Annotated in this window: 15 protein-coding genes and 3 tRNA genes; 7 read left to right on the top strand and 11 right to left on the bottom strand. The window is 42.4% G+C overall.

All coding sequences use genetic code 11. From position 1 onward, the window contains the following. The 4 genes from WCV88_01925 to WCV88_01910 all read right to left on the bottom strand — a co-directional run. Positions 1 to 362: hypothetical protein (locus WCV88_01925; GenBank protein MFA6474939.1), on the bottom strand; the 362-nt coding region annotated here is incomplete at its 3' end. Beyond that, on the bottom strand, positions 349 to 708 hold the full coding sequence (locus WCV88_01920; protein ID MFA6474938.1) for a hypothetical protein: 360 nt from the start codon (positions 706 to 708) through the stop codon (positions 349 to 351). The genes WCV88_01920 and WCV88_01925, both read right to left, overlap by 14 nt. Positions 709 to 732: 24 nt before the next feature. After that, positions 733 to 819: transfer RNA gene (locus WCV88_01915), tRNA-Ser, on the bottom strand. Positions 820 to 851: 32 nt separating this feature from the next. Then, positions 852 to 938 (bottom strand) — tRNA-Ser (locus tag WCV88_01910). A 58-nt stretch (positions 939 to 996) separates the two neighbouring features. Here WCV88_01910 and WCV88_01905 point away from each other — a divergent pair. Next, complete coding sequence (locus WCV88_01905; GenBank protein ID MFA6474937.1) at positions 997 to 1,485, top strand: hypothetical protein; 489 nt, start codon at positions 997 to 999, stop codon at positions 1,483 to 1,485. Between the two features lie 29 nt (positions 1,486 to 1,514). Continuing rightward, positions 1,515 to 1,587, top strand: a tRNA-Arg gene (locus WCV88_01900). 29 nt (positions 1,588 to 1,616) lie between these two features. Here the strand turns inward: WCV88_01900 and WCV88_01895 are convergent. From WCV88_01895 to WCV88_01865, 7 genes are all read right to left on the bottom strand, one after another. Continuing rightward, positions 1,617 to 2,210 (bottom strand): phosphoribosyltransferase family protein, encoded by a 594-nt coding sequence (locus WCV88_01895; protein ID MFA6474936.1) that lies wholly within the window; start codon positions 2,208 to 2,210, stop codon positions 1,617 to 1,619. Next, on the bottom strand, positions 2,195 to 2,740 hold the full coding sequence (locus tag WCV88_01890) for a transposase (protein MFA6474935.1): 546 nt from the start codon (positions 2,738 to 2,740) through the stop codon (positions 2,195 to 2,197). The genes WCV88_01895 and WCV88_01890 overlap by 16 nt, the downstream gene beginning before the upstream one ends. A 121-nt stretch (positions 2,741 to 2,861) precedes the next feature. Next, a complete protein-coding gene (locus tag WCV88_01885; protein ID MFA6474934.1) occupies positions 2,862 to 5,315 on the bottom strand; it encodes an ATP-dependent Clp protease ATP-binding subunit in 2,454 nt (817 codons plus the stop codon). Beyond that, positions 5,293 to 6,075, bottom strand: coding sequence for a hypothetical protein (locus WCV88_01880; protein ID MFA6474933.1), 783 nt, complete (start codon positions 6,073 to 6,075; stop codon positions 5,293 to 5,295). Before WCV88_01880 ends, WCV88_01885 begins: the two co-directional genes overlap by 23 nt. A gap of 9 nt (positions 6,076 to 6,084) precedes the next feature. Beyond that, the gene (locus WCV88_01875; GenBank protein MFA6474932.1) at positions 6,085 to 6,969 is read right to left on the bottom strand and encodes a M48 family metallopeptidase; all 885 of its coding nucleotides are present in this window, start codon (positions 6,967 to 6,969) and stop codon (positions 6,085 to 6,087) included. Then, the gene (locus WCV88_01870; GenBank protein MFA6474931.1) at positions 6,969 to 7,532 is read right to left on the bottom strand and encodes a LemA family protein; all 564 of its coding nucleotides are present in this window, start codon (positions 7,530 to 7,532) and stop codon (positions 6,969 to 6,971) included. The genes WCV88_01875 and WCV88_01870 overlap by 1 nt, the downstream gene beginning before the upstream one ends. Before the next feature lie 17 nt (positions 7,533 to 7,549). Next, positions 7,550 to 8,014 carry a hypothetical protein gene (locus WCV88_01865; GenBank protein ID MFA6474930.1) on the bottom strand — a complete coding sequence of 155 codons (465 nt, stop codon included), beginning with the start codon at positions 8,012 to 8,014 and terminating at the stop codon, positions 7,550 to 7,552. A gap of 69 nt (positions 8,015 to 8,083) precedes the next feature. Here WCV88_01865 and WCV88_01860 point away from each other — a divergent pair, with 69 nt between their 5' ends. The 5 genes from WCV88_01860 (at position 8,084) to WCV88_01840 (ending at position 13,734) form a co-directional block, all read left to right on the top strand. Next, positions 8,084 to 10,216 carry a hypothetical protein gene (locus WCV88_01860; GenBank protein MFA6474929.1) on the top strand — a complete coding sequence of 711 codons (2,133 nt, stop codon included), beginning with the start codon at positions 8,084 to 8,086 and terminating at the stop codon, positions 10,214 to 10,216. A 223-nt stretch (positions 10,217 to 10,439) separates the two neighbouring features. Further along, entirely contained in the window at positions 10,440 to 10,856 is a 417-nt protein-coding gene (locus WCV88_01855; protein ID MFA6474928.1) for a hypothetical protein, read from the top strand. A 255-nt stretch (positions 10,857 to 11,111) separates the two neighbouring features. Next, positions 11,112 to 12,287 carry an ATP-binding protein gene (locus WCV88_01850; GenBank protein ID MFA6474927.1) on the top strand — a complete coding sequence of 392 codons (1,176 nt, stop codon included), beginning with the start codon at positions 11,112 to 11,114 and terminating at the stop codon, positions 12,285 to 12,287. A gap of 281 nt (positions 12,288 to 12,568) precedes the next feature. Next, complete coding sequence (locus WCV88_01845) at positions 12,569 to 13,021, top strand: putative metal-binding motif-containing protein (GenBank protein MFA6474926.1); 453 nt, start codon at positions 12,569 to 12,571, stop codon at positions 13,019 to 13,021. A gap of 302 nt (positions 13,022 to 13,323) precedes the next feature. Beyond that, positions 13,324 to 13,734 carry a hypothetical protein gene (locus WCV88_01840; protein ID MFA6474925.1) on the top strand — a complete coding sequence of 137 codons (411 nt, stop codon included), beginning with the start codon at positions 13,324 to 13,326 and terminating at the stop codon, positions 13,732 to 13,734. Positions 13,735 to 13,853 lie beyond the last annotated feature (119 nt).

The raw sequence follows: 13,853 nt of genomic DNA, 5'->3' as shown, positions 1-13,853 counted from the left end.
CCCCCTCCACCGCCGCCTTCCCCGCCGCCTCCACCGCCGCCTTCACCGCCGCCTTCACCGCCGCCTTCACCGCTTGGACTTACCCGTGAAGTGGGTTGTTTCTGAGTAGGTTTTTTATTTGTCAAGGCCGGTGACAATTCAGCTGTAGCCGCACTAGAAGCGTTATCAAAACTTTTCGCCGTGCCTTGATTCACATTGTTTCGGAGTTGTTCAATGGCCACAGTAATAGTGACCGTCGAATTTGGTGGTAGATTGGAAATATCATTAGTCAGCGCTGTCATTAACTGGTTACGTAATTCCGGAGTAACCGGAACAGGTAGTTGGTTCAAACCTTGATTGATAGCATTACTAATGTTGAACATAATAGGTAATATCGGCTATGACTTGTTTACATTCATTAAACAAAGCCTGAATCTGAGTTGGTTTATCACTATCAGAAATTGTAAAAGATAATTGGATAATACGGGCACGATAGTAATATATTTTCACCAACTCAGCCACAATCTGGTTAAAGTATTGTTCTTTAACCCGTGGGTCAGTGAGGTTTTGTATAATTGGTAGCTGGTCTAATAAATGATTAAACTCAGCTGTAATTTTGTGTGCTTGCGGTATGTTTGAAAACCACTTTGGTTGTTGTATATCATCATCACTGACAGTGGCCTGGCTATCCCTTTTCGCTGCCGCTAACTGATGTTGCCATTGATCCATGTTCAGATTATAGCATTATTTCTGCGGAGAGGGAGGGATTCGAACCCTCGGTACCCGTGAAGGTACTGCAGTTTTCAAGACTGCTGCGTTCAACCGCTCTGCCACCTCTCCAAATTATACCTGGCTATTGCGGATTTATCCTGCGGAGAGGGCGGGATTTGAACCCGCGAGGGCGGTAAAGCCCTACCTCGTTAGCAGTGAGGCGCTTTCGACCACTCAGCCACCTCTCCAGGCAGTCGTGAGTATAGTGAAATAGACGCTTTTAGGCAAGTGATATATACTGGAGTCATGATCGGAGAAAATACAAAATATGGTCGCATTTTGGCTGAATGGAACATCCCTGAGTTCATTCAATATGAACACACGATTGGTTGGTATATTGTTGTGGGTGGTTTAGGAATTGTGTTATTAATTCAGGCACTGGCCACAGGAAATTTCTTATTTGCTATTATCATTTTGTTAGCCGCCGCCATTGTTTATATGCATGAACGGCGGCATCCGGAGATGCTCGAGTTTATGATTTTAGAAGGTGGCATTATGCTGGGTACAACTTATTATCCCTATAAAGATCTCAAAACTTTTTGGGTAATTTACGAACCAGGCGTGAAACTGCTATATTTTGGTGTTAATCAAGTGCTGCGTAAAGAATTGCCGATTCACTTAGAAGAACAAAACCCACTAGTGATTCGGCGCATATTGCTCAATTATTTAGAAGAAGATATTGATAAGGAAGATGAGTCAACCGAGGAGGCTCTTGCCCGCTTCATGCGTTTATAGTAGCATACTAGAGCTTAACAGCGTGTTTTGCCCTCGTAGCTCAGTGGATAGAGCGTTCGGTTGCGGTCCGAGAGGTCATAGGTTCGATTCCTACCGAGGGCACTAGGTAAGAAGTAAATAGTAAAGCGGTTTCAAGAAGTGGATACTATTTCAGTGCTTTTAAAATTGGCTGAATAAGCTAACACCGCCACTTGTACTTGTTTAGCACCAGCTTGATAAAGTAAATTTGTACAAAGTTGTGTAGTAGTTCCTGTCGTATAAACATCATCGATTAACAAAACCCTCCGGCCAGTAATATACTGGGCGTAGGGTTGGTTAATTGTAAATGATCCGGTTAAGTTTTTTAGTCGGTCTTGGCGGTTCAAAGTGGCTTGAGCTTGGGTGGCTCTGATTTTTTTCAAAGCCGGCCAAACGGGTTTAGGAAATTGTTCAGCAATAATCTGAGCTTGATTATAACCACGCGCCCAACGTTTTTTCCAATACATCGGTACAGGCACAATCACATCATAGCTAGCCTCCGGAATGCGGTGGGCGAGGGTTTGTCCCAAAATAACAGCGATTGGTTTACCGCCACCATATTTCATGATGTGCAGCGCCTTTTTCAAAACCGGATGATGGTATTCTCCGGGTAAATCTGGAATACAATGTGCACACAACCACACATCGTATGTACCACACCCCAAACATTGAATCGGGAATAATATCCCAATTAACCATGGCCACATAAATATTTTTTTGGGTTATTAATTATATACCGTTGAATATTATGAAATGCCTGTTCATTACGAATGATATGTTCATAATATCTGGGTTGCCATTGGAAACCGGATTGATGTTGTCGACACCAACGGGTGACGGCGGATTTGTATTGATTAACAATCATCGGTATCGATTGGGATATTGGTTTTGAAAATTTATTGAATTGATGATCATAATGTTTGATTTGATCCGCGTGTAGAGACATGCCATGGCATGTCTCTACCGGTTCACGAATCCATATGATTCCATGCATATGATCCGGCATAATAACAAATACATCCAATGATACATTTGGAAAATGTTTGGGAATATCAAACCAATATCGATGCGCCATGGTACCGATGTTCGATAAACACATATATCCGTTTTTTATATAACCAAACGGTTCTCTATACCGTTGTTCGACGCAAATGGTAATAAAATAATAACCAGGTGTGCGATAATCCCAATTTGATAATCTAATCGATTCTACACGATATCTGCCTTTGTATAACATAAAAACGCCCCCTCACATTGGGCGGCGCTTTCTCATAACGATATTATCACAGACAATTATTTTGTGCAACAGATCGTAGAGACGTCCCGCCGGGACGTCTCTACGATCTGTTATCTATTTATTATTTAACCGTCAAGTTTATGGCACCATTTCTAAAACCAATGGCCACGGTATTACCGGCCTTGGCTTTATCCGCCAACATATACTCCGCGAGTCGGTTTTCGATGTGTTCTTGAATTGTGCGACGAATGGCGCGGGCGCCTTGTTGTGGGGTGTAACCAATGGCGGCAATGTGTTTCACCAACTGTTTGGTGTAAGTGAGGGTTAATGATTTTTCTTTAGCTCGGTCACTTAATTCTTTGAGTTGTAATTCCACTATTTGTTGGATCGCCGTTAGATCCAATGGTTTAAAGACAATGGTTTTATCGATGCGGTTAAGAAATTCCGGACGAAACTGACGGTTTAATTCTTGTAAAACTTTGTCTTTTACCACATCATAACCCGGTGTGATTGTGGTGGTATGAGCCGAATTAAAGCCAAGAGCCGCGTGATCTTGAAATTCACGCAGACCAATATTTGACGTCATGATAATAATCGTATTTTTGAAATTCACTTGTTTACCAGTGGCATCAGTTAGGTGTCCTTCATCCAGAATTTGTAAAAGCACATTAAAAATATCGCGGTGTGCCTTTTCAATTTCATCAAATAAAATTAAACTATATGGCCGGTGACGCACTTGGTCGATCAGTTTAGAACCCTCTTTGTAGCCGACATAACCGGCTGGAGCACCAATCAGTTTTGAAGCGGTGAAGGGCTCGGAAAATTCAGACATATCTAAGCGAATCAAGCTTTTTTCGTCACCAAACACGGTGGCGGCTAAAGTTTTAGCCAGTTCAGTTTTACCCACTCCAGATGGACCTAAGAATAAAAACGACCCAATTGGTCGATCCGCCTGCGTTAAGCCAGCGCCAGAGCGCCGGATAAACTCAGCTACCGCCGTAGTGGCTTCAGTTTGACCAACAACGTGCTCATTTAAGATGTTCGCTAGATTCAGTAAATTTTTCTTTTCAGGAGCCAACAGATTCTGGATAGGTATTTTTGTAATGCGTGCTACCACAGTGGCGATATCTTCAGCTGACACTGTTCCTAGTACCAGTTGATCTTCCTTGGTAATACGTTTTTCGAGTTGAGCTAATTGGCTACGTAAATCAGCTTCCGTTTTTTTGTCTTGTTGCACCGCTTTTATTTTTTCGGTGAGATCACGATAGGCTTCGTCCAACGGGTTAGCCGGACGACGGATGCGCAGGCGAGCGGCACCTTCATCAATTAAGTCAATCGCTTTATCGGGTAGCCATTTATCTTGAATATAGCGCACGGATAATTTTACCGCGGCTGTGATGGCTTCATTGGAAATGCGCACATGATGGTAAGTTTCATAGCTGTCTTTAATGCCTTGTAATACCTTAATGGCATCTTCCATACTTGGTTCTTCTACAATAATGGGTTGGAAGCGTCGTTCTAAAGCTGAATCAGCTTCAATATAACGGTGATATTCTTTTAGGGTAGTCGCGCCAATACAACGAATTTCACCGCGGGCTAAACCGGGTTTTAAAATATTAGCTGCATCCATTGTGCCACCACCACTGCCGGCTCCAACCACAGTATGAATTTCATCGATAAATAAAATAATATCTGGGTTATCAGCCAATTCTTCAAGAATTTGTTTAAAACGTGCCTCAAATTCACCACGAAACATGGTGCCGGCTACCACCAAACCTAAATCCAGGCGAAAGATAGTTTTATCTTGCAATACGATTGGGACAGATCGATTAACGATCCGTTTGGCTAAACCTTCCACAATGGCGGTTTTGCCCACACCTGGTTCACCTAACAACACTGGATTATTCTTCGTGCGGCGCGATAGAATGTGAACCAATCTTTCAATTTCATCATCTCGGCCCACCACTGGGTCAATCTTATTTTGTACATTGGGTTCAGTTAGATTAGTTCCAAAAAAATCTAGCGCCGGTGTTTTTGAAGTTGGTTCTTCGGTTGGTTCACCTGGCTGTGATTGTTTTACTTCGGCCAGTTCTTCCTTAAACAGAGCGGCCATATCTGGAAAGCGTGAGGTACTATTTAACAGATTGATAACTTGTTGGCGTAATTGGGCAGTATCGACATGTTGATCATGATAAGTCTGTTCCAGGAGTTCATCGGGCAACTCAACTAAGCTAAGCAGTAAATGCTCGGTGCCGATAAACTTGTGTTGATGTTCAAACGCCACTACCGCCGCATGTTCCAGTACGCGCACTGTGTCATCGGCTAGTTGCGGCAGAGCATAACTGGCTTGATTGTTAGACTCCGCCAATTTGTTTAATACAATATGAAGTTGTTCTGGCGTGATGGCATTTTTTTCCAGCAATTCATGCGCGACACTGCCGGTTTGTTCACTTAAACTAATCAATAAATGTAACGGCAAAACAAACGGGTGTTTCAGCCGAATCGCCAAATTAATCGCTCGCACCAAAGTATTTTTTAGGTTGGTGGTGAACTTATTGAGAATGTCCAGCGCCATTGAACTCTTGGTAGACAAAATAATTATAGACTGTCAGTAAAACAGTGCCGAAAATATAAGACAGTATTCCTCCCACAGAAGGAATGAATTGTAAGACAAATGACACTAATATAATAATAGTAGCAATCAGGAGAACGCGCATGACCACTGATACAAGATGATGCCAGACTAAATTAATACTTTTTAATATGGCCGGCCAAGCTTCAATATTTTGGTCAATCAAATAGTATGGAGCAAACTGTAACAATATCGCGTAACTGATTAACGCTAAACTCGGGACAATATTAGATAATGTATCCACTGTTGTGCCGATCAAACCAATGTTGAACAAACCAATCACAGTGCTGATGAGCATAATAATTAAAAAGCTCCCAATTTCAATTAAAATGGCACCCACAATAACGATGATTGATAATACAAAATATGACCAAAAATATTTAACGGTTTTGGGTAATAGATTGGTTAAGGTGATTTGATCAGTCTTAATAGTAATAAGCGGTCCAGCGATCCACCCCATAATATTGATTGCCAATACTATTACGGCCGTGATCAAAAATGAATAGGTGAGTGGATTACCAAAAGAAAAGAGTTGCACAAACTCGTCGTATGATGCGGTGCTTTTAATGCGATTAATGGTAACACCAATCGTCAGCCATAATAAAACATAGGATAGTAGCAGGGGCACAGCACTGGCAATTACTAACAGTAAAAGGTGCTTTCTAATAAATGAGGCGGTGTTTTGAAATAGGGTAGCGATCATACGGGTATATTACGCCATTGTGCGCAAGGCGGCAACGCGGTCAGCAATGGGTGGGTGAGTGGAAAACAAATTGGTCCACCGGCGTTTTTTGCCAAACGGGTTAGCAATAAACAAATGAGCCGTAGCACCATCGGCGTGTTGCATGGGCTGAGCGGCCTGGTCGATCTTTTCTAAAGCACGGGCTAAACCATCTGGAAAGCGGGTGAGCAGTACTCCGGAGGCATCGGCGAGAAATTCTCGTTTGCGTGAAATGGCCAGTTGAATGAGCTTGGCTATGAGAGGGGAAAATATTAGTAAGATAATACCCAGTAGGAAAAATATCAAACCTAATTGATTGTTTTTACGATTACCACCTAAACCACCAATGCGAAAAAAAATCTGTGCCATGATACTCACAATTCCTACACACACAATCACTACTGTCATCAACCGGGTATCGTAATTTTTAATATGTGATAACTCGTGCGCCACCACACCTTCCAGTTCTTCATTTTTCAGTAATTGAATAATACCAGTAGTAAAAGCCACCGAGGCATGTTGTGGGTCGCGTCCCGTAGCAAAAGCATTGGGAGCACTATCTTCAATTAGATAGACTTTGGGCATGGGAATTCCAGCGGTAATAGCGACATTTTCCACTAAGCGATATAAGTAGGGATTTTGTTCTTGAGTAATCGGACCATGTGCACCATTGGTGAGCAAAGCCACTTTATCACCGCCATAATAACTAAATAATGCCATTACTACAGCGATAATAACGGATAATACTACACCGCCAATCCCACCTTCAAAACCATAAGATAAAATAATACCGAGTAAAACAATACCAACAAAAAACATCACCACCAACAGGTTACTTTTAAATTTATTCGCAGAAATTTGTTTGTAAGCGGTCATCAGAATTTCACCGACACATTTTCGCGCTCAGCCGCATTCTCTATTTCAAAAAACTCCCGGGCTTTAAAACCCAAACTTGAAGCTACCATATTTGAGGGGAAGACTTGCATTTTGATGTTGAAATCACGCACCACACCGTTGTAGAACCGGCGCGCCGCTTGGATTTTATCTTCGGTATCGGCTAATTGATCCATTAACTGCACCATAGTTTGATTAGCCTTCAAATCCGGGTAAGCTTCAAAGGCTACCCGTAAATTACCCAATAAATTACCTAAATTACCTTCAGCTTTGGCTAAACCTGCCGTATCACCACTGGCTTGTGCCGACATAGCTGTCGAGCGCGCTTTGGTGATATTTTCCAACAAGGTGCGCTCATGCGTCATGTATCCTTTGGTACTTTCTACCAAATTTGGAATTAAATCATGGCGGCGTTTTAATTGTACATCAATATCTGACCAACCTTCATCAACCTGATTTTTTAGTTTGATTAAACCGTTGTAAATCATTACTACCCACAGTACTATCAAGACGATAGCACCGAGGATGATAAATAGGGGAATCATGAACATATGTTTGTTTGTTAGGAATTAGTTATTTTGCTATCTATTATTTTTTGCACTTTTGTCACGTGTTTATCGGTGGCGGTTTTAATATTTTCTTGAGTATATACCGTGATATAGTCACCGACTAATAAATCAGCTGGTGTAATGTCAGTTTCTATGGCTGAGGGTGAATTGTATTCATCTACACCGGTGGCGAGTGTAGCATATAAGGTGGCATCTGTCAGGATAAAACCAATATTATCCACAGTGATATGATCTTTTGTAATGGTTGTGATCTTACCAGTATAACTGTGTATCTCGAAATCACCACTGGCGGCCTCAAGTGAAGAATCAGGACGCAGGCGATCAACAATCTCAGCCTGAGTGATCTCTTTGTTTATATCCGGCTCGCTATTTAAGTTAATACTTGGTGGTATAACTACAAATCGATCGCGGTAAGTGTAGCCTAAACCAATACCCAGCACGAAGGCCAGTAAGATCACGATTATAGTCAGATTCCAACGACGTAGCACCAGGTGATTATAATACGGATTTGTGTTATAGTAAATGGCATGAAACGGGGAGTATTATTAACTCTATTATTAGTTGTCTGGCCGGCCACCAGTTTTGCTACTTGGGTTGACCCAACCTGTGATCCAGCCACTGATCCGACAACATGTAATATTTTACCCCCACTCAATGTTTCTAGTGTCACTCAAGCTAAAGACGGCACCTTGCAATTAAATGGCAATGAAGTATCCGACACGTTTACTTTTTCTGGTTTGGCCGCTAATTTTTCAATAACAGCTAATTCGATTGATGATGCTGAGGTATCAGATACATTGACTGCCTCGAAATTTGTTGGTCCAGGTTCAGCTAGCCCAGTCGTTGATCTTGATACTTTAGAAGTGAACGGTACATTACCATCCGGTTCTGTCACCGATGTGTGGGTGAATACAACCGGTGATACTATGACCGGTACTTTGGATATTGAGATTCCTAGTTCTTCTTCAGATAAAGGGATTAATATTCTGTCACAATCAACTACTAGTAGTGCCATCGCCTTGAGTGTTATGACAACCGATGCTGTGGCCAAAGCTGTCTCGGTGGTTAATACAGCCACGTCTGGTTACGGAGTTTATTCACTGGCGCTTGGTACCAGTGGTATTGGTGTGTATGGCAATGGTTTTTCTACTGGAGGCACAGGTGTGTATGGTACTGGGGAAGCCTATGGTGTGAAAGGAACTTCCACCGATGGAAATGCAGGTTACTTTTCAACTACTGGCAATCAATCTACCACTGTTTATGTATCAAACACAGGAACACCATCCGAGACTCCGTCTTATGGCGTAGATATTAGTACCGTTGGTGCTATAGGTATTAGAGCCCAAAGTGATAGTGGTACAGCTGGTTATTTTAAATCTACTACCGGTGCAGCCGGTGAATTTGAATCTTCGAATAATATTGCTGGTAAATTTACTGCCACCTCAGGCACGGCAGGTTATTTTAAATCCACTTCTGGTACAGCCGGAAATTTTATCAGTACCAGTGGTACAGGTGTAAATGTAGACGTAGGGGATTTCGGTAAAGCCATCGAGGCTAACGAAGGGGATATTCACAATGCCGGTAGCTTTACTGGTGGGCAGTTTTATCCGAATGCTTTAGCTGGTAACGGAGCCTTTCCAAATGTTGCCCTTGAGGTGTTTAGCAGTAAAGATGTTAGTGTGTATCATCCGTTTCAAATTGTTTATGATGGTAATCAAGTTTTTTTAGCGACGTATCATGATACTGCCACAGGTACTTTTCAAATTTATGATCAATCAACTGGTGCACAAATTCGGTCTTATGATCATGACTTGGTAGCGAGTATTGCCGGTATGACAACGTACGGTAAATACGTTTATGTGTTTGATAGTGGCTCGGATAGTTTTTTTCGATACAATCGTTTATCTGGTGTGACGGTAAGCGGTGGTACAACCGGTGCGACCACTTATCCTACGACGGTGGCGAGTGATGGTGAAGTGATGTGGATTGGTACAGCCACCACTTTACAAACTTGGACGGGTTCTGGCACTCCCACTACGCGTGTATCTAGCTTAAATAGCATTACTGATATTATTACTACCGATAAGTATATTTATGCCAGTTCCAGTAGTGCTGGAGTAATATATAAAGTATTACGAGCCAGCCCTTATACTAAATCAACTATCACTACCGGTGGATTGCCGGTTGGTAAAATGGTTTATGATGGACAATATATTTGGGTAGCTGATAACGGTGCTGGTTTGATTAGAATAAATACAGCGAATAGTAGCTTAACTACTTATAGTGTCTCGAGTGGGGGATATTATCCAAAAACGTTGGCCTTTGATGGAGTTAATTTATGGATTGGTTTTAATGGTCCATTGATCGGTAAATATAATATCGCTAGTGGTACTATAGTTGATACTGAAACATTAACGTATGGTGGATCTGGCCCACTAATTAGTAGTATATTATTTGATGGGACATATATCTGGGCAGGCGTTTCAAGTAGTACTGGTGGATATCTTTACCAACTACCGGCCGGTACTGGTCATGGTACAAGTACAACTACTATTAGGCGCGGGTTGATGATGTACAATGTCGATGGTAATCCATATTGTGTTTATTTGAACAGTTCCGGTGCACTAACAACTTCAGCTACTACAACCAATTGTTTGTAAAAAAATATCAGGGTGTAGTATGACAGTTGGCTTGACATAATGGCTTATTTTTGTTCAGATTGTCTTGTATTTAGTGTTCTTTAATAATCCATCACGGCATTTCCGGAATGGTTTCTGTTGTCTGATGGTGCAACTATGATTTGAGCTAATCCCAAATCATGATTGCACTATCAGAACCTAACCATTTCCGGTTCGGGTTCTCGCATAGGAGAAATAAATCATCATGTCACGCTATTTCGTGGTCTCTTTCGTTTTTTGTCTTTCCTGTGTTGTCGAGGGGATGACCTTCCCTGTCGGCACTGATACCGCTTTTGATACCGCCACCGACGACTCCCCGGATTGCTTGGCCGGGTCGAAGTCTTTTTTCGTCGTCGTTGACGGTGGGGAGCACGCGCCCCAGTACGTCGTTGTTTTTCCGAACGAAATTTCGTTGACCACCCACGACGGGTGGCTCGAGGTGTTGTCGGGAAACGACTGGGGGCTGTCCTTCCGGGTCATCACCCCGGACGGTATTGAACTCTCCACCGAAGAGGTGGTGGAGATGTTCCAGGTTCTCCCGGTTTGGGAGGATTACAGCACCGGGCCGAGCCTGGTGCCCGAGCCCGACCCACCATGGGTCGACTGGGTCTGCCCGCCGTGATGGCCCGAGAGTCGATTTGAAGAACAACACGTGTTTCTTCTTTTCGGCTCTCGGTGTTCGTCTTTTAAGATTTCAGCCGCCAAATGAGGCGGTTTTTTTGTGATCTTTTTTCAGTGCCTGCCCGACAGTGCCAGTCATGACAGGCGGGTTTTCATCTTTATTCATCTATTCAGCGATCCGTCGGAGTGGATATGTGATTTTTCTACTGAGGTAGAAAATCTTTACAAGATTATTTGACTATGGTAGAATAATCACATGATCAATAAAAGGTATCTTTCTCAGTATATTATTGATGATTTATCCAATAAAATGGTGTTTATTGGTGGTCCTAGGCAGGTAGGAAAAACTACCTTGGTACAGCACTTGGGTCAATCAGTCTATCCAGATTACCAATATCTGAATTGGGATAGACAATCACAGCGTCAAGCCATTCGGGCAGAACGGTTTGAGGCATCGGCTAAATTGTTGATTTTTGATGAATTGCATAAATATCGTCAGTGGAAAAATTATGTGAAAGGCATTTATGATACCCAAAAAGAGCAGTACCATATTTTAGTAACTGGCAGCGCTCGCTTGGATCTGTACAAAAAAGGGGGAGATTCACTCATGGGACGTTATCATTATTATCGCTTACATCCATTTTCAGTCGCTGAATTATTACAACACCAGGTGTTACCCGAACCCTTTACCGAATTGCAATTTGTACATTATCCGACAGCCCCAGCATTATTTACGGACTTATTGAAATTTAGTGGTTTTCCTGAACCGTTCTTTGCCAAACAACCACGTACCCTACGGCGGTGGCAAAATACCAGGTTAGATCGTTTAATTAAAGAAGATGTGCGGGATATTGAATCAATTCGTGATCTATCCGCTCTGCAAGTGTTGGCGGAATTATTACCACAGCGTGTGGGTAGTCAATTATCATTAAATGCGTTACGGGAAGATTTGGGTGTGGCTCATAAAACGGTGGCCTTGTGGATGGAGGTGCTCGAGCGCTTCTATTATCACTATAGAATCTATCCATTTATGCAACGTGGTTTTGCTGCCCTGAAAAAAGAACCAAAATTGTATCTGTGGGATTGGACACCAGTGACTGAACCTGGAGCTCGGTTTGAAAATATTATTGCCTCACATTTATTAAAGTTCGTGCATGGGTTACATGATATCTTAGGGCACAAGGCGGTGTTGTGGTATATCCGAGATATCTCCGGTCGGGAAGTAGATTTTTTGGTGACAGTTAATAATCAGCCGTGGTTTGCCGTAGAAGCTAAATTGTCTGATCGAACTCCCAGCAAACCTTTGCGTTATTTTCAGGATAAATTACACATACCCTATGTTTATCAAGTGGTAGCTGAAACCGGGATTGATGAACGCGTAAAAAATATTCGTGTCCTAAGTGCTGACTTATTCTGTACGGCTTTATTGTAAAAACTTGAATATCGCATTGGGGTAATATGATACCTGGCTTGACAAATTTGCTGGATACTGTTCAACTTATATAAGCAAATGGGAAATAGTAGTAATTGACCCTTTTGTGTTCTTTGAGAAATAAATCATCCACCACTATTAAGCTTAAAAAGTAGCTATGGTTAGCTTCGTGGTGAACAAAAAGGTCATGTATCCATACGTGGTTTTTTTGTTCACTACGGACGACCTGGCTATTAAGCAGGTCGTCCCTTCACTTGAAGGGTTCAAACATGTTCGCAACTATGTTTGTGATGTTCTTCTCGTGTTCTTCTTCCACCCCGGCGACCATTCGCACCCCCCCGACCCCGACCGTGCAGACCGACTGCGCCCACGTCGATCCGGCCACCCACCCGGAGTGTCCGCACTCCGGGAACCAGTGGAACGTCCCCAATCCCAGCAAGGAAGCGCTGGTAGTCGCAGTGATCTGGTCTCTGACCGCCAGGTCCAGGTACGGCACCAGCGGTCCATCGGAAGACGCCCACAGTGATCAGTTCACGAACTGTCACGACGGCTCGCCCGACGACATCGACGACGATGGCGACGGGTACACCGAAGAGCAGGGCGACTGCGATGACTGCGAGCCCAGAAAATACCCCGGCGCCGTCGAGATCTGCGACATGCTCGACAACGACTGCGATGGTCACGTCGACAACGACGCGATCGATGCGAACGAGATGGGGTACTGCGACCAGTAGCCAAGTAGTTGGTGGATGAGCCGGGGAGTTGATTTTGATAGTGGATTTGTTTCGTACAACAATCCACATCAATTCAACTCCTCGGTGTTCGTCTCTTTTTAAGAAAGAGAATTAAGAATAATGAATTAGGAATTAAGGATAGAAGGAATAGTAGATAGGGATTAGTAGCTAGTAGTTAGGGGTAGAAAAAACAATCAAATATAATAACACAGCCGCCAGATGAGGCGGTTTTTTGATTTGACGATAAGTTTTTCTTATGGTATGTTAATTTTGTAGTAAGCGCTGCCTAACGGGGCGCTTTTATGTTTATTTTTCAGTCTAGTTTTGGTAAATTATCTGGTAGTAATTATTCTGAAGTATTAGCCCAAGCTTGGCTGTATTATTTACCTATAAAACGAAAAACTAAACGTCGACCATATGTTCGATCTTGTTTCTTTCAAAAAGATAAAATATTTTTAGATAGATTTTGGTCACATTTAATGGAAAAGAGCTGGTCTGATCGTACTAGACGTTTAAAGTTTTTTGCTTGCGGATTAGATTTATTGCAACATTCACATGCCGCGCCATCTTCAAAAGATAATCCAAATAAACACCAGGAAATATTACATCGTTTTTCAGGAATAACCAGGGATGGAGAATTATTTTTTGTACAAGTTCGTGAAAATACGGTAACCAGCCAAAAGAGTCTGATTTCAATATTTCCTGGAGATTAAAAGAAAAAGACCTCCCGCCAAGTGTGGTGTATAAACCACGGCCGAAAGCCTTTTCAAGAATGATATTATCATATAAATTGGCTTTGTCAATGGTAATTATTAAATAGTAGATAGGTAGT

The sequence above is a fragment of the Patescibacteria group bacterium genome, assembly GCA_041665365.1.
Lineage (GTDB): Bacteria > Patescibacteriota > Patescibacteriia > UBA9570 > UBA9570 > UBA9570.
This window is presented reverse-complemented; position numbering and strand designations above follow the sequence as displayed.